The organism is Paenibacillus sp. Soil724D2 (assembly GCF_001427935.1).
In the GTDB taxonomy this organism is placed as follows: Bacteria; Bacillota; Bacilli; order Paenibacillales; family NBRC-103111; genus Paenibacillus_E.
In genome coordinates this window covers 101,032-118,225 of the sequence record NZ_LMRY01000005.1, presented here as the reverse complement: position 1 = coordinate 118,225, position 17,194 = coordinate 101,032, and the positions used below count along the sequence as shown (strand labels likewise).

Genomic DNA, 17,194 nt, shown 5'->3' with positions numbered 1-17,194 from the left:
AGCGAAATAGCATGGTATCAGCTTTTATTCGTAACTTACATGAGAGCTTTCAGTCATTTCCTTTGTCCAAAAAGGTACTTCTTGCACCCCGGTTCGCTGACGGACAGATGTGGCTCCATCAAGTCTGTCGTGCCTACGGCCACGTTTTGAATGTTGAGGTACAAACGATAGAAAGCATAGCCCTAAAGCAAGCGGCTCTTAAGCTTTTTCAGCAAAAGAAAACGGTTATTCGCCCCCAGCAATCGTTCTGGATCATTCAGCAGATCATGATGGAACTGACCAAGGGAAAGGATCCCTATCTATCGGAGGCGATGATCACACCAGGAATGGTTTCCTGTTTTCACCGTTCCATTGAAGACTTACGGCAAGCCTTTGTCCATGCCAAAGATTTAGAGCTGTCTCAGTTTATTGACCATCGAAAGGGAGCGTATTTACGAGAAGTTCTTCTGCGATATGAGAAGATGCTGCATGCGCATCATTTTGTGGATCAAATGCTTATAGCCCAGCTAGTAGATGTTGAAAAGGATGATACAATTTTTATCATGCCTGAGAATAGCTCACTTACCCAAGCTCGGCAGATGATCCTTCAGACGATAGCTGGAGAACGCTTAGTGAAGCCGATGGTTGGATTACCGTTTACAGCTTCCGAATCTGACTTTCCTGCAGACAAGGCTCAGTTGTTCCATGCAACGGGTACATTGGCTGAGGTTCGAGAAGTGATGAGAAGGGTATTATCCCATGAGAATCCACTTGATCAGGTCGAAGTCATTGCATCGAACTATGAGGCATACGCGAGTTCGATTCATACGCTGAGCTCTGAGTTGGATATATCTTGTACTTATGGGGGCGGATTGCCGCTTCAATACGCTCGAATGGGCCGTACCTTACTTAAGCTGGTTCATTGGCTCGAAAATGACTTTCCCATTGCGGATTTCATTGCTTTGCTGCGTGATGGAGGATTATCGCTTCGAAATATAGATGAAAGCATTCGATCATCAGAGTGGATCCGTACATTAGAGAATCTCCATATTGGTTGGGGCAAAGAGCGGTATGTAGATTTGCTCGAATCGATTGAAGATGGGGGAGCTGTAGAAGAGAAGCCTCTGTTAGTCAGTCTAAGAAAGGTATTTCAAGGAATATTCGCGACTTGGCCGAGTGAAAACGCATGGAGTCCAGCTTTTATCATGACATGGTTACAGAAGATCGTCACGAAGTACGGTACGATTCAGAACGAAGATGATGCGGTTATTGTAAAAGAAATGGATGATCTGGTAGCCTCTCTATCTTCTGTGGATGCGATTTCGTCATCCTTGATGAAGAAAGAGGTTGCGCTGCAATATGTCGCACAGCTCCTATCAGGTATTCGTGTGAACGGCACTTCAACACCATCTCCCGGTGCTATCCACATTTCATCGCTTTCAGGTGGTGGCTTAACAGGAAGGCCAATCACATATATGGTCGGAATGGATGAACATAATTGGTCTGTAGCATCACGTCAGGATCCAGTTTTGTTAGATGAAGAAAGGCAAAGGATTAGCGCTAATCTTATACTGGCATCGGAACGCGGTAGACTTGTCAAAATAGATCAAAATAAAAGGCTAGGAAGCATTAATGGAAATGTAACGTTAAGCTACTCCTCTTATCAGATAGCAGAAGGAAAGCAAGCGAGTCCTGCTTTTGAGCTTCTGCAGATCTTCCGAAACATGCAAAAATTGTTGGATGCAGATTACAGTGCTATGGGAAATGCGCTAGGCATGCCTGTCAGTTATTTATCCCATAAGGTGATTAATTTTGAGGAGAACTTCCTGCCTTTGGACAGTTCCGATCTATGGACGGTCGCGTTGACGGATGGGCATGATCAAATGCGTAACGGACGAGACACGTTGAATGCGGAGTACCTTCATATCAACAAAGGCAGTCAAGCTGTAATGAATCGCGTATCATACGCGATCACTGCCCATGATGGCTTCATACAATCGGACACGTTAGTCGCTGAAATGGGGCAACGCGCGTTTAGTGCAAGTCAGCTGGAACGGTATGCCGAATGCCCAATGAGGTTCTACTTCGGTTATGTATTAGGGATATGGTCAAAAGATGAAGCAGCCTATGACCGAACGCGTTGGTTAGAACCCACGGATCGCGGGAATTTATTACATCGTATTTTCTTTGAGTATCTGAAGCATATTACGGCGGGCGGCTCACTGCCAACGAATCATGACAGAAGTATTATGCAGTCTATAACTGAAGAGCAATTGACGGATTACAAGCGATTAATTCCCGCGCCGAGTCAGCATATCCTGCAAAAAGAGTCAAACGAGATCCGTCAGGATGTGGAATGGTTCTATAACGAAGAATTGACAAAGACGACACGTCCTCTCTATTTCGAGCAAGAGCTTACGATTGATGGAGAACCTATGCAGTTAAAGCTGACTGACGGTACCTTTCTCACAATCAAAGGATTTATTGACCGTATTGATCAGATTGGGCCTCATACTTATCGGATCATAGACTATAAAACGGGGAGTCCGGCCAAATATCGCGAAAATGCGTATTTTGCAGGTGGAACGCAGCTGCAGCATGCGCTGTATGCGCTAGCAGCGGAGCAGTGGTTGAAGGATACGGGCAGAGATAGGGATGCCCAGGTTACGGAGTCAGCGTACTTTTTTCCGACGGCAAGAGGGGTTGGTCGGGAAGTGGTGCGTTTGCAAGATAAGTATGAGGTGCTGACTGTACTTGTGAGAAGTTTGTTGACCTCCTTGGAACAGGGAGTGTACATACCGACAGAGGACGCGAAGCGTTGCCGTTATTGCGATTATGCGACAGTCTGTGTGAATCATGCTGCTTTTATGGCAGATAAAAAGAATCATCCCGACAATGCAGTGAGGCTGAGAGAGCTCTTGGAGGTGGAAGCCATTGACTAGACCTAACGATTGGGAAGCTAGAGATCGCATAGTAGATGATCTTGAAACTAACTTATTAGTTGAAGCAGGAGCGGGTTCTGGTAAAACGACGAGTCTCGTAGGCCGAATGGTGTCTCTGATTCGAACAGGGAGTGCTGAGGTTGGTCGGATAGCAGCGATCACCTTTACGAATAAATCGGCAGATGAGCTTCGGGAGCGTTTTCGTTTAACTTTGGAAAAGTCGCTGAGCAGCGCTGAAGATGCCGGGGAAAAGCAGCGTTATGCAACCGCGATGGAAGGGCTCGGTCAGAATTTCATAGGCACCATTCATGCTTTCTGTGGCATGCTGCTACGTGAGCGGCCTGTAGAGGCGGGATTGGACCCGGCCTTTAGGGAGTTGGATGAGCAAACGGGGGAGGAGTTCCAAAGCCGCTGTTGGGACGATTACTTGTTGAAGCTTGATGAGCTTGGACGGGTAAATGAGTTGGAGGAACTTCAGCGGTATGGCATCAACGTGAACACGCTCAAAGCAGTGTATGATCGCGTATCCCTGTTCAGTGATGTGAAAATAGAAGCGGCTGAAGTGTCGCGTCCTGATTTCGATTTGATTCGTTTGTCTTTGACACCCTTGATGGCAGAGGCATGGCTATATATGCCGACCTACGAGCCGGAAAAAGGTTGGGATGCGCTTCAAAAGGTCTTACGCTTAATAAAGCAAAAGGAGCGCAACTGGAGCTGGGAGAATGACCTTCATGTGCTGTCGATGGCGATGGAATTCGATAAGAAGCTGGACGTCACTCAAAATCGCTGGACAGAGAAAGACAAAGCCAAGGAAGTGCGGGATCGCTTTCACGACTGGCAAATAACCGTTCTATTTCCGTTCTTGAGATCCTGGAGAGAGTATCTGTATCCGAAATTGATCCATTTTGTTACGCCGGCTGTTGCCTATGCGCGGCAAAGAAGAACGGAGTCGGGGGTTGTCAGCTTTCAGGATTTACTCGAGAAGGCGACTGCTATGCTACGGGAATCCTCCGCTGTGCGTGGTTATTTTGCAAATAGATTTCAGCGTCTACTCGTCGATGAATTCCAAGATACCGATCCGATTCAAGCGGAGATGATGTTTCTTTTGACCGGTACAGGAGAGCACGAAGGGGAAAAAGATTGGCGCAAGCTACAGCCGCGTCCTGGCTCCTTATTCATCGTTGGTGATCCTAAACAATCGATCTACCGTTTCCGCCGTGCGGATATTTCAATCTATACCGAAGTAAAGCGCAGAATTGCAGAGTTAGGGGATGTGCTGCAGCTTCATGCTAATTTCCGATCTGTGCAGGCGATTGGCGACTACGTAAACTATCAGTTTGAGTCTAAATTTCCAAAGGAAGCGAGTGAGGAACAGGCTGCCTTTGTGAAAATGCAGACGCAGTCTCCCAATCCTACAGCTAAGAAAAAGGCTACACATGGCATCCACACCCTGACGTATCCGAAAATCGCAGGGGGCAAGGCAGCCATTGCAAACGAAGATGCCAGACTAGTATCTGCCTATATTGCTTGGGCTTGTGGCAAGAGCGGGCTGAACATTCAGGAGCGAGATGCGAAAGGCGATTATCAGGTGCGTAGAGCCGTGCCGAGTGATTTTCTTATTTTGCTGAAAACGAGGGAATTCATCAGTCTGTATGCGGAAGCACTGGATCGTTGCGGAATTCCGGCAGATACGGCTGGCAGCGCGGCCATTTACCCGGAAATGTTTAGTTTGGCGCAGTTGTCCGCCTGTTTAGCAGATCCTTCGAATAAAATCGCACTCCTATCCGTGTTGCGAGGTGAGCTGTTTGGCATCAGTGATCAGGAACTCTATGACTATAAAAAGGCGGGGCACCCATACCACTATCTGGCATTGCCCGATGATGGCGTAGATATACCGGAGGCAATGCCAGTATTCTCTGTGCTTAAGAAGCTGCGTACCTACTATGCTTGGACCCGTAAGCTGCCGGCAGTTACAGCGTTAACCCGCATCATGGAGGATATGTGCCTGCTCGTCCATGCCTCACAGAAAGAAGCAGGATCGACACGCGCAGGGACGCTAATCAAGCTTTTGCAGCAGCTACAGGATGAAATCAACAGTGCAGCGGGTTGGGGGGCTTTGGCCGACACACTCGCTGAGTGGTGCCAGGGTAAAGGTGTCGAAACCTCCAGCCTATATGCTGGAAGGAATCAGTCCGTACGCATTATGAACCTGCATAAGGCAAAAGGGCTGGAAGCACCTGTAGTCTTCCTCGCTTGCCCTTGTGGTGAATCGGATCACGATGCAACAGAATATGTCGACCGGACCGTCGATCCGGCTGTTGGTTATTTTACCATTTCGCAGCAAAAGTACGAATTTGTGAAAGAAACCTTGGCTCAACCAGTGGGTTGGGAGGCGATGAACCTCAAAGAGCGAGAGTTTATGAACGCTGAAAAGGATCGTTTGCTGTATGTGGCGGCTACGCGCGCGAAGCAAATGCTGGTTATAAGTCAGTATCCGGAGCAGCCAGCCAAATGCCAGTGGAGTCCACTCCTGCTGGGGATGGAGATGGTTCCGGAGCTTGAAGTCCCTTCCTTTGAGGCGGAGGAACGTGCGGAATATAGAGGGCAGCTAGATGTGGCTGCGTTCATGGCAGAACGAGCTGCGAAAGTGGTAAGACTGGGACAGTCTTCCTACGCGCGAGCGTCTGTCACTGGACTGACCAAGAGTTCGGGAGAAACACCCGAATGGTCGTCAGAAGGACGAGGCATGGCCTATGGCAGCCTCGTGCATATGGGCATAGAAGCTGCCGGTAAAGGCTTGGAAGGCGAGCAGCTTGCGGCCTATATGGAAATGCTGGCAGATCAGCTTAAGGTGAACGGGGATTTCGTAGCGGAAGCCGTCCTTGCGGTGATTGCTTTCACGAATAGTGAGCTCTGGCAGCGAGCGCTTCGAGCGAAAACACGCCTGCACGAAGTGAGACTTTTATTTAAGAAGAGTTCCGAGGAGATCGCTGGGGATGCTGTGTCAGACCCGGAAGTTGCCGTTTCGATTGAAGAAGGGACATTGGCGGACACAGTGCGTACTGTGTATGTCGAGGGTGTCATCGACTTTTTATTTGAAGAGGAAGACGGTTGGGTGATCGTTGACTTTAAGACAGACTACTTCGAGGAAGGCAAAGTAGAATCGTTTGTTCGCTTCTATCGGCCGCAGGTGATGACCTATGCACGGGAGTGGGAGCACACTTTTGGGTATAGGGTGAAGGAAGCGGGGCTTTATTTTGTGGGGCATGAGAGGTATGTGGGGTTGGGATAATTTGATTATAAACGAAACCGAACAGTCCTCATGAACGTTTATTCGGTTCTCTGTTTTTCGATGTCTAATGACAGTCTTTAGCCGAAAGATTCATAAATCCTTATGATAAGGTTAATTGGAGACGATCTCATGCTGAATACAATCGAATCTAAAGTGAAATTAGATGAAGGAATGGACTCCGTCCGTAGCACATTTAATCAAATAGAATTGTTATGCAGGGAATTAAGATCACAAAATGAAATTTTGTGGGAAGTTATTCTTGATTGCGGGAACGAGGTCTTATGGGAGAAGCTTTTCTTTGCATTAACCGATTACTATAAAGAAGAAAAGATCGGCTTTACCATCAATCAGATCGAAATATTGCTCTTAAACGGCAAATACTCGCTGGCGCTGATTGGTTTTAATCATCTATTAAAGGCAGGTAATGGAAAAGAACTATCAGAATCCATACAGTGCTCTCTAACGCATATTCTGGATCTAATGTTTTCTATGGACATACCTGATTTAGATGAAATGGATAGGATGTTCATTGAAATCTTGAGTTGGATGAGGAGAGCGGCTCAATCAGAATGGCGGGAAAGTGTTCATGAATTTTTCCACCAGAATCACGCTAAATTGAACCAATTGACAGCGGATACGAATTCTCCTGAAATTATTTTGGCTTATTTACATACTTTGCTGACCTACGATTTCTATTATCCATTGCGAGATATGTTGGAGTACCTGTTGGACAAAGAGTGGCCGTTCTTAGATGCCAAGATCGACGAGGAACAGTTTACTCGTTTCTTATGGATGGCCTTTTATCTCTCTATGGATGATGTTTTACTGGGTGCTACTAAAAAAAGTGGACGTTTTCTGGAACAAGTTCAAAACCCCGAAATTCGGCTTTACCAGAGTTATTATGCTAGTAAAAACCGAGAGTACAACAGGCAAACATCAAATGAACTCTTAACACTTATGTCCCAGAGCCAAATGTTTGAAGATAATGAAAAAGCGAAGCTATGGGAAGAGATTGTAAGATTCCTTCAAATAGAAACGAAAATCGCAGCAACTGTTGAGTTACCGAAGGATATTAAGAAAGCAAGTAACATCTGGCAAATAAAGAATAAAACAGATAATTGTCCCCACTGTAGTCAAAGTAAATTGGTTAAGCAACAATTTATGGTTGAAGGATTCAATAAAAAGTCAGAGCAAGTTCCAAAACAAGTCGTTTTTGAGCTGCTGTCTTGTAACAAATGTTTGAGGGTATACTCCTACGGCAACATGATCTATAAGTTAAACCGTGCACTTGAACCCTATCGCTGCAAAGTCAATTTAGATCCAATTGATTACCTACCGAAAAGTGCTGTGACTAAACCGAATGCTCCAAAGTCTAAAGTGGAGAAACTGACGGTAACATCAACAACAAATGGGCATTTCGCATGGCCAAGTACAGAGGCGAATGAGTCAGATAGACAATCGGATCGGGAAGGAAACTTCAGAGAGGAAACAGACTTGCATCGATTGGGCTATAGAATTACTGGTCTCAGTCGAATGCAGCGATGGGATGTATTGGTCAGAAAAGTGATCCCCAAAATAGCACTTAAAGAAATTGTCTATACAATTGCAAGAAATGTTCGTTTACGCAAGTCTCAGGTAGGCGGTAAAACAAAATTTGCTTATGCAATAGCTGAGTGGGAGCATGATCTGAAACGTCTAAAACAAGAATATTACAAATCCAGTTTCACTTGGCCGCAATATTAAGGAGGATCTTGCATATATGGAAGCAAAATTGATCGAGGTATTTGGGTTCCTGGGTCTTGAAAATGAACTGTATAACGAAGATTACGTTTCTTTTCATTTTGTGGAAGAGCGAATCGAAGCCACTGTTCGTGAGGAGTTAAACCTTAAACGATCCCAGATTGGTGATTCAACCGAACTAGATATCGAACGAATAGCTGATTTGCTAAGTTCTTGTAAGGGATTGCAGAAAGAAGATGATATGTACGAATTAATCTACACAAAACCTTTTCTCATTCAGATACCAGCGAGCTTAAATCATATTTTAATAAATCGTGTAGGACCTTCTATTATACCTCACGCTACAATTACCCGATTGTGGGAACAGCAAGTTCCCTATGTCCTCAAGAAGGACATGATTGTCTATAGAGAGCACGGACATCTAGTGCAAGAGAAGCATGAGGGACAAAAGTTGCTACGGGCGGTTAAAGGTGCATATTACAGGATGGCGTTTGACATGGATTCCTTTTCTAGCCAGCATAACTCGGAGTCAGAACATATCCAAAAACATACGGAAACGGTGACACTGCCTAACGGTGACCTCATCATTATGCATTTTGCTGAAAACATGGGCGGAATTGTTGAAATGAGCCATATGATGAAGGGCCCCTTGTAAGCACCTATTCATGGGTCCAGAGACCTAATGATTAACATTTTGGCACGAATAAAACACAATATACTGAAAATGCAATGGAATAATAAAGACCGTCATTTATGTTACAATAAGGATAAGTAAAGTTTGTCCTTATGCTGGGTTGTTAAGCTAAAGAAGCTTATAATCAGTTGAGTAACTAGGGGGTCATAAAACCATGCTGTCATTACAACAAGAGTATTCCGCAACACTGACTGGTGCTGCCTTTCTGCTATATGAATTAAAACAAGTGATAAAATTAAAACAAGAGGGACTGAGTGATTTAATAATTAAGGAAAAAACATTATTAGATAACTTGTTTCAATATTCAATAAGGTCTAGTCTCAAACGTAGCCTGCCATCTGTAATAAGAAGAGCAAACGTATTGGATGACACTCTAGGGAACATGCTGATGGTGGAATCGTTGGAGTTAGGGAAAATTATCAACCTGTACGCCATTATGAAGACAGACAGGCTTTTCTTCGAATTTATGAATGAAGTCATTAGAGAGAAGTTTGAATCTGACAATTACCTATTTGAGAAGAAAGACCTTAACCTATACATGGCAACTAAAGCAGAACAAGATTTAGTAGTATCGGCTTGGACAGAACAAACGGTTAACAAGTTGAAGCAAGTATATATAAAATTGCTGTTCGAATCAGGACTTCTAAAAAATAAGAAGACAGGCGAGTTAAACAGACTTCTCATGGATGAACAATTAAAACGACATTTGATTCAAATCGGAGACATTGCTTATGTAAGAGCGATGGGCGAGTGAGGGTAAAAGTATGGCGAATTTGAATAGCAGACTGGATAAGATCATACCAAAGATAAAGGAAGATAAGTTTATTGAAGGTAGAGGGCTGGGTAACGAGATCAGCTTCTATGTGTTTGATTATGAGCCAGAGAAGGAATTGGTCGTTCGTGATTACATACCTCACATATTAAAAGAATTTAGCCATGAAGGCTCTAATCGTAGACTGATTGAATTCGATCTATATAAAATGCTCATTGAGATTGCGAAGGAAAAGAAAATCTTCGAACGGATTCCACAGATGGAAGAGAAACAAGGGCAGGAAGCTTTATTTAAAGCCATGGCGAATTTTGCGAAGCCTGATATCTTTCTTCATAAGATGAAAGAGTTATTGGGCAATCATAATGTCGTTCTGATTACAGGCGTTGGGAAGGTCTATCCATTTGTGCGTTCCCATAATATCCTGAACAATCTTCAGGAGGTACTGGATAAGATACCTGTCATTATGTTCTTTCCAGGCAAGTACGATGGGTTGTCGCTTCGCCTGTTCGAACGTTTCAAGGACGATAATTATTATAGAGCATTTCGCTTGGTAGATTAGATTAACTTTAAGGGGGAAAACTTGTGCTAATCAAGGATATGTTTGTAAAAGATATTGAACGAAGTATTAAAGGTGTAATTAAAGTCGCTCAGACGGATGAAGATAATATTTATCAGGAACTCGATGAATATGTCGTCACCAAAGAGCTGAACAAGCACTTATCCAAATTTTATGAAAACTATCAGCAAGGCATCGACGGGCAAACCGATAAAATGGGTGTGTGGATCTCGGGGTTCTTCGGTTCAGGTAAATCTCACTTTTTGAAAATTCTTGCATATTTGCTTGAAAACAAGAAAGCTAAGGACAAGCGAGCAGTCGATTTCTTTTCGAATAAAATTCAGGATCCAATCGTTCTCGCCAATATGAAGAGAACAGCTAACGTTGAAACAGAGGTAATTCTGTTTAATATTGACTCAAAAAGCTCACTTGATAATAAGTCCAAAGAAGATGCAATACTTCGAGTATTTACTAAAGTTTTCTACGAACATCAAGGCTTCTACGGGGATATTCCTGGCGTTGCAGAGATGGAGAAGTATCTAACTAAAGAAGGCGTTTACGAAGACTTTAAGCGAGAGTTCAAAGCCGCGGCAGGAGAAGAATGGGTTGACCGTAGAAATACCTTCTATTTTGATGCGGATTATGTTATTGGAGCTTTAACGAAGGTCACATCGATGTCCGAAGAATCAGCGAGAAACTGGTTCGAGAATGGCGTGAATAACTTTGAGATCAGTATCGAGAAGTTTTCGAAGGATGTTAAAGAATATACTGCCCAAAAGGGAAGGAACTTCCACCTCATTTTCCTCGTGGATGAGATTGGACAATACATAGGCGACAGTAGGCAATTAATGCTTAACTTACAAACGCTTGCAGAAGATCTAGGTACACACTGCTCAGGTAAAGTGTGGATCATGGTGACTTCGCAAGAAAGCATCGACAGCATTGTGAAGGTCAAAGGGGATGATTTTTCCCGCATCCAAGGACGCTTTGATACAAGGTTGTCGTTATCATCTATCTCGGTTGATGAAGTTATAAAAAAGCGGATCCTCGAAAAGAAAGAGCATGTTGCTGACAAACTGAAACTTCTCCACCACGAGAAGAGTGCAACGCTAAAGAACTTGATGAGCTTCAAGGATAGCACTGCTGATTTGAGAGGGTTTGAGAATGATCTGGAATTTTCAGATGTGTACCCGTTCCTTCCATATCAGTTCAAGCTTCTTCAAAATGTGTTCGAACAAATACGTAAACACGGTAGTTCAGGGAAGAGTCTGTCAGAAGGAGAACGTTCTATGCTCTCTGCCTTTAAAGAGTCCGGTTTACGGTATAAGAATGCAGTGGAAGGTACATTAATTCCTTTTTACGCTTTCTACGAGACGATCAAAGAATTCCTAAATCCTTCCATTTCAAGAGTAATTGATGGAGCGTATGAGAACCCAGTATTACGTGACGATGAATTTAACATGGAACTGCTTAAAGTGCTGTTTATGATTAAGTATGTTAAAGAACTTCCTGCGAATATCGACAATATTGCTACATTAATGGTCACACAAATCGATGAAGATAAGTTGGCATTAAAGGAGAAAATTAAGCTCTCTCTTAGAAAGCTAATCTCACAAACGCTTATTCAAAAGAACGGTGAGTTCTACTTGTTCCTAACGGATGACGAGCAAGATATTAATCGTGAGATTAAGGCAATGAAGATTGAAGAGGACTTAGTAAAGCGTGAGCTTTCTACTTATATCTTCCAAGATTTATACGATGACAAGAAATACCGTTATTCGACACAATATCAATTTCCATACAACCAGAAGATGGATGAAAAAAACGTTGGGAATCAAACATCAAGTATTGGTATAAACATTCTTTCACCACTTTCAGATCACTATGCTAAATCAGAACAAGAGTTAATGCTTATGTCTTCTGGCAGTGGCGAGATGATCTTAAAGTTGGGTGCGAATGAGTCTTACGCAGAAGAGATGGAAGAAGTTCTGAAGATTGAAGAATATCGGAAGAAGAAGAATCCGACTCAGCTTCCCGAGAGCATTCAGAACATTTTAAACAATAAGCAGGCAGAGGCGAGAGATCGTAGACATCGAGTGAAGAACATGTTGGAGGAAGCCATAAAAGGCGGCAATTTCTACATTAACGGTAACAAGGCTGATATTAAAGGTAGTTTGGTTAAGGAGCGAATTAACGCTGGGTTTCTGACTTTAGTGGAGAATGTTTACACCAAACTGGGGTATGTTAAGACTTTCCTGGAGTCAGAGAAGGAACTTGTTCTATTGTTGAAAAGCAATACCGAACAAATGACTATTGATGGAACTAAAACGAATGCAAATGAGCTAGCTGTAAAGGAAGTAATGGACTTTATCAGTTTACAGGATAGCATTCAAAAGCAAATTCGGGTCAAAATGATATTGGATCGCTTCAAGGACAAGCCATATGGCTGGAAGGATCTCGACATCTCAGGCGTGATTGCGGAGTTAATGAAAGAACAACGAATTCGACTACGACTCAACTCCGAATACTTGGAGCCAGAGGACGGCAATGCAATTAATGCACTGACAAAGGCAAGCGAAGTTGAAAAAGCAATAATTGTGAAGCGGGTTAAGGTTGATGAGACACTACTTAAAGTTGCTAAAAACATCTGTAAGCAAGTGTTCAATAAGACGGATGTAGCAGACGATGAGGATGGTCTGATAAAGGATCTTCGACACCTTATCGAACTGCAAGTAAAAGATATTAATGACCTTAAAAATCGCTACGAAGGCAGGAGGTATCCTGGCGGCAGTCTCTTGGATAAAGGTCTTGCATATTTTGGAGAGTTTACAAAGGGATTAGACAACGTGTCGTTTTTCACGAAGCTTCGTGATCTTGAAGAAAACTTGTTAGACTGGGAAGAAGATGTTACGTATGTGAAGAGTTTCTTTGCATCGCAAAAAGACATCTTTGATAAAGGGCTTCGTGCTATCGAGAAATACAAAGAAAACGATGTCTATGTGTCAAGTAGCGAGATTAAAGGCTATACTGAAAAATTACAAGCAATCTTAACGGAAATAGAGCCGTATAAGAGGATCAAGGATATCCCTGAAATTGTAAATAAAATTGATGAGCAAATTCAGGGTGTGCTTAATGGCAAGAAAGTAGCAGCGAAAAACGTTATCCAATTGGATCTGGATTATTTGACTCTACGTGCCAGTGAAGAAGGGGTATCCGAAGAGACGAAGAATCGCATACAATCTTATTATGAAAACTTATACAACGTTATGGATGAGCTATCCGACATTTTTAAAGTAGATGCGACAATAACTCAAAGTACCGCCTTTAAAGATAAGCAAGATACCACAATCAATCGAGAGACTCTTGAATTCGAGAAAAAACAAGAGGAACTGCCAAAAGTATTCGTTGGAGGGGGAACGCCTGAAGTAATAGTAGTAAAAGTTCCTCAGAAAGAACGAGTAAAAGTGAACAATCTACTTGCTACCAAGACTTTGCGTACCGAAGAAGATGTTGATAGGTTGCTGAATACACTGTCAGCAAAGTTGAAGCAAATTATCAAAAGTAACAAACAAATAGAGTTTATTGATTAGATTGCTGTGCCGTGGCTAAATTGACACGGCACTCTAGCTATCGTATGAAACATATTCCATACTGGGTTGGTGAAGAGAACGCATGAATAAGACAGCATTGAAAAATTTTGCAACCAATGCACGGAAAGAGCTAATTGAGAAAATCAAGGCTAAAGCTTTTAGAATAGGAATTACCGAGGAGAGAATCAAAAAGGCACAATTTGAAAGCTCGGATGCGATCTATATTGATGGCAAACAGCTTTCCACAACAGAAAAAAAACAACGTGAGAAACTTATTTCTCGAATTAAGGAAAAAGGTTTCAGTAGTTTGGTAGAAGAAGTTGCTTATACATATTTCAATCGCTTTATTGCACTGCGTTTCATGGAGGTAAACAACTATCTCCCTACAAAGGTGAGGGTACTATCATCTAACAATCCCGACAGTTCCGAACCTGATATTATTAAAGAGGCATTGAGTATAGACTTGGATATTGATAAAGAACTTGTGTATGAACTTAAGCTTAATAATAAAACAGAAGAGCTATTCAAATATTTAGTAATTAAGCAGTGTAACAGTTTAAATAAAATTCTTCCCTTTATGTTTGAAACAATTGATGATTATAAAGAAATCCTTTTTCCTGATGGTTTGTTGGCGAAAGACTCATTTCTACTTGAGATGATAGATACACAAGTCATTACTGAAGTTGATTGGGAACAAGTTGAAATTATTGGTTGGTTGTATCAATATTACAATACTGAAATAAATGAACTTGTATATAATGGAGACATGTCAAAAAATAAAGTGTCTAAAGAACTTTTGCCAGCGGCTACTCAATTATTTACACCAGATTGGGCAGTACAATATATGGTAGAAAATTCTCTGGGACGGTTATGGCTAGAAGGACATTCTGATGAGAAGGTAAAAGAGGAGTGGAAATATTATCTTGAAAAAGATGGAATCAATGAGGATAGTCGTAACCAAAACTTAAGCCCTGAAGATATTAGATTATTTGATCCTTGTATGGGTAGTGGGCATATTCTTGTTTATGCTTTTGAGGTTTTGATGACTATATATGAATCTTGTGGATATACGCAACGTGACGCGGCTAAGCTTATATTACAAAAAAATCTTTATGGCATAGATATTGATAATAGGGCTTATCAATTAGCTTGCTTTGCTGTAATTATGAAAGCGAGAAAATATAATAGAAGTATATTTAAGGAAGAAATAGAACTTAATTTATGTACAGTTATAGAAAGTAATGAACTAACTATTCTTGAACTAGAAAACGCAAATATACAATTTAATGAAAAAGATATTGCAACAGTAAAGTATTTGTTATCTGTATATCATAATGCTAAAGAATATGGGTCTATCCTTAATGTAGAGAAAAGGAATTATGACACATTGAGCAAGTCTCTCGTTGAAGCTAACCATAAAGAATTTCATGATTTATTTCAGTTAGAATTATTAAATAAAATGAATGAAATCATACCAGGATTACAAAAACAAGCTCAAATTATGACACAACAATACGACGTTGTTATAACAAATCCTCCATATTTAGGTATTGGTAGGATGAGTCCTTTATTAAGTGAGTATGTAAAAAAATATTACCCAAACACAAAATCTGATTTATCTATGGTAATGTATCAGAAATCCCTCGATAGCTATTTAAAACCTGGAGGATTTACCTCATTTATTACAACAACTTCATGGATGTTTTTAAAGAGTTTTCAAAATTTCAGGGACGTAATGTTAAATACAATTCAATTTGATACTTTAATTGATTTTGGTACAGAATTGTTTGATGGAAAAGTTGGTCATAACCCAATCGTAGCTTGGGTAAATAGAAACTCTTCTCCACAAAATAATATGACTGCTATAAGATTAGTTGATTTTTGTTATAGTAAGAGAGAACAAAAAAAGATTGAATATTTTAATTTGAATAATAGATATTATCCAAACCAACAAGACTATAATAAGATACCAGGAAGCCCAATTGCTTATTGGGCCTCTGATGCTGTTTTTTTAATGTTTAAAAATAATGGGACTTTAGCTGATGTATCATTCCCAAGGTTAGGAATGGCAACAGCGGAGAATGGTTTGTTTCTGAGGTATTGGCATGAGGTTGAATGGAATCATGTCAGCATAAATTCCGATTGCCGTCAAAAAGCTATAGAGAGTAAACGAAGATGGTTCCCCTATAACAAGGGTGGAGAATTTAGGAAATGGTATGGAAATAATGATTACGTAGTTGACTGGGAAAATGACGGTGAAAGAATAAGAAGCTTTGTTGATAGTAATGGAAAAGTTCGTTCTCATAACTATAATTTAGAGTTTATTTTTAAACCTGGAATAACTTGGTCTGCATTAAGTTCAGGATCGTTCAGTTCAAGGTTTTGTTCTGAAGGATTTCTCTTTGATAATGCTGGATCATCACTTTTCACAGAAAACAAGAACGACCTGTATTTAATTCAAGGATATCTTTCAACAAATTTAATAAAATTTATTATTCCTTTAATGAATGCTACACTAAATTATCAGCCAGGAACAATTGGTTCACTTCCATTTCATAAAGCAATTGAACCAAATACAAGAAAACAAATTGAAAAAATAGTTGAAGAAAACATTGAAATTTCCAAATCTGAATGGGATTATTTTGAGACTTCTTGGGAGTTTAAAAAGCACCCCTTATTGTATTATAAAGAATCGTCTTCAAAGCTTGAAACAGCTTTTAACTGTTGGTTTAATTATACAAATGATCAATACTATAGGCTCAAATCAAATGAGGAAGAGTTAAACCGTATTTTTATTGGAATTTACGATTTGCAGAATGAACTTGTTCCTGAAGTTGATGCGAAAGATATAACTATTCGTAAAGCTGATTTAGATAGAGATATTAAGAGTTTTATTTCCTATGTTGTTGGTTGTTCCTTTGGTCGATATTCTTTAGATGAAGAAGGACTCATTTATGCAAGCGGTGATTTTGAATCTTATCGATACAAAATATTTGAAGCAGACAAAGATAATATTTTACCTATCGTATCTGATGCATATTTTGAAGACGACATAGTATCCAGACTTGTTGAGTTTATTAAAGTAACTTTCGGAGAGAGAACTTTATTGGAAAATATTAATTATATTGCTGATGTACTGGGAAAGAAAGAAGGAGAGTCTGCTAATGAAACAATGAGAAGATATTTTCTTAATGATTTTTTTAAGGATCATTTACAGACATATAATAAAAGACCAAATTATTGGCTCTTTACTTCAGGCAAACAAAAAGCATTTAACTGCTTAATTTACATGCACCGCTATGACAAATCCACCTTATCGAGAATCAGAACAGACTATTTGCATGAACTTCAAATACGTTTAGATGCTGAGAAAAAGTCTCTTCTCGATCTTATTAATGGCAATGGAAGTGCCAAAGAAATCAGCAATGCCAAGAAAGAACTGAAGTCCCTTGACTTGAAGATCGAGGAACTAAGGGCATATGATGAAAAGCTTCATCACTTGGCAGACATGCAAATTGAAATTGATTTGGATGATGGCGTTTCTGTGAACTATGTTAAATTTGAGGGTTTACTCGCTCCAATTAAATAAATTGGTTACAATGGGGATATGCCATTTAGTTTTTGGTATA

The 17,194-nt window shown here is 40.9% G+C and carries 8 protein-coding genes; all 8 read left to right on the top strand.

What is annotated here, in order from left to right; all coding sequences use genetic code 11:
* The first annotated feature begins 11 nt into the window (after nt 1-11).
* The 8 genes from ASG85_RS07190 (at nt 12) to pglX (ending at nt 17,154) form a co-directional block, all read left to right on the top strand.
* Nucleotides 12-2,921 carry a PD-(D/E)XK nuclease family protein gene (locus tag ASG85_RS07190; RefSeq protein ID WP_060645788.1) on the top strand — a complete coding sequence of 970 codons (2,910 nt, stop codon included), beginning with the start codon at nt 12-14 and terminating at the stop codon, nt 2,919-2,921.
* Complete coding sequence (locus ASG85_RS07185) at nt 2,914-6,213, top strand: UvrD-helicase domain-containing protein (protein WP_060645787.1); 3,300 nt, start codon at nt 2,914-2,916, stop codon at nt 6,211-6,213. Before ASG85_RS07190 ends, ASG85_RS07185 begins: the two co-directional genes overlap by 8 nt.
* A 129-nt stretch (nt 6,214-6,342) precedes the next feature.
* Nucleotides 6,343-7,956, top strand: a complete 1,614-nt coding sequence (locus tag ASG85_RS07180) for a hypothetical protein (protein ID WP_060645786.1) — start codon at nt 6,343-6,345, stop codon at nt 7,954-7,956.
* Between the two features lie 16 nt (nt 7,957-7,972).
* Complete coding sequence (locus tag ASG85_RS07175; RefSeq protein ID WP_060645785.1) at nt 7,973-8,608, top strand: hypothetical protein; 636 nt, start codon at nt 7,973-7,975, stop codon at nt 8,606-8,608.
* Nucleotides 8,609-8,801: 193 nt separating this feature from the next.
* Nucleotides 8,802-9,401 carry a DUF1819 family protein gene (locus ASG85_RS07170; protein ID WP_321166568.1) on the top strand — a complete coding sequence of 200 codons (600 nt, stop codon included), beginning with the start codon at nt 8,802-8,804 and terminating at the stop codon, nt 9,399-9,401.
* A 10-nt stretch (nt 9,402-9,411) separates the two neighbouring features.
* Entirely contained in the window at nt 9,412-9,978 is a 567-nt protein-coding gene (locus ASG85_RS07165) for a DUF1788 domain-containing protein (RefSeq protein ID WP_060645784.1), read from the top strand.
* Nucleotides 9,979-10,001: 23 nt separating this feature from the next.
* Nucleotides 10,002-13,565 carry a BREX system P-loop protein BrxC gene (gene brxC / locus ASG85_RS07160; protein WP_060645783.1) on the top strand — a complete coding sequence of 1,188 codons (3,564 nt, stop codon included), beginning with the start codon at nt 10,002-10,004 and terminating at the stop codon, nt 13,563-13,565.
* 82 nt (nt 13,566-13,647) lie between these two features.
* Nucleotides 13,648-17,154 carry a BREX-1 system adenine-specific DNA-methyltransferase PglX gene (gene pglX, locus ASG85_RS07155; RefSeq protein ID WP_060645782.1) on the top strand — a complete coding sequence of 1,169 codons (3,507 nt, stop codon included), beginning with the start codon at nt 13,648-13,650 and terminating at the stop codon, nt 17,152-17,154.
* The last annotated feature ends 40 nt before the right edge of the window (nt 17,155-17,194 follow it).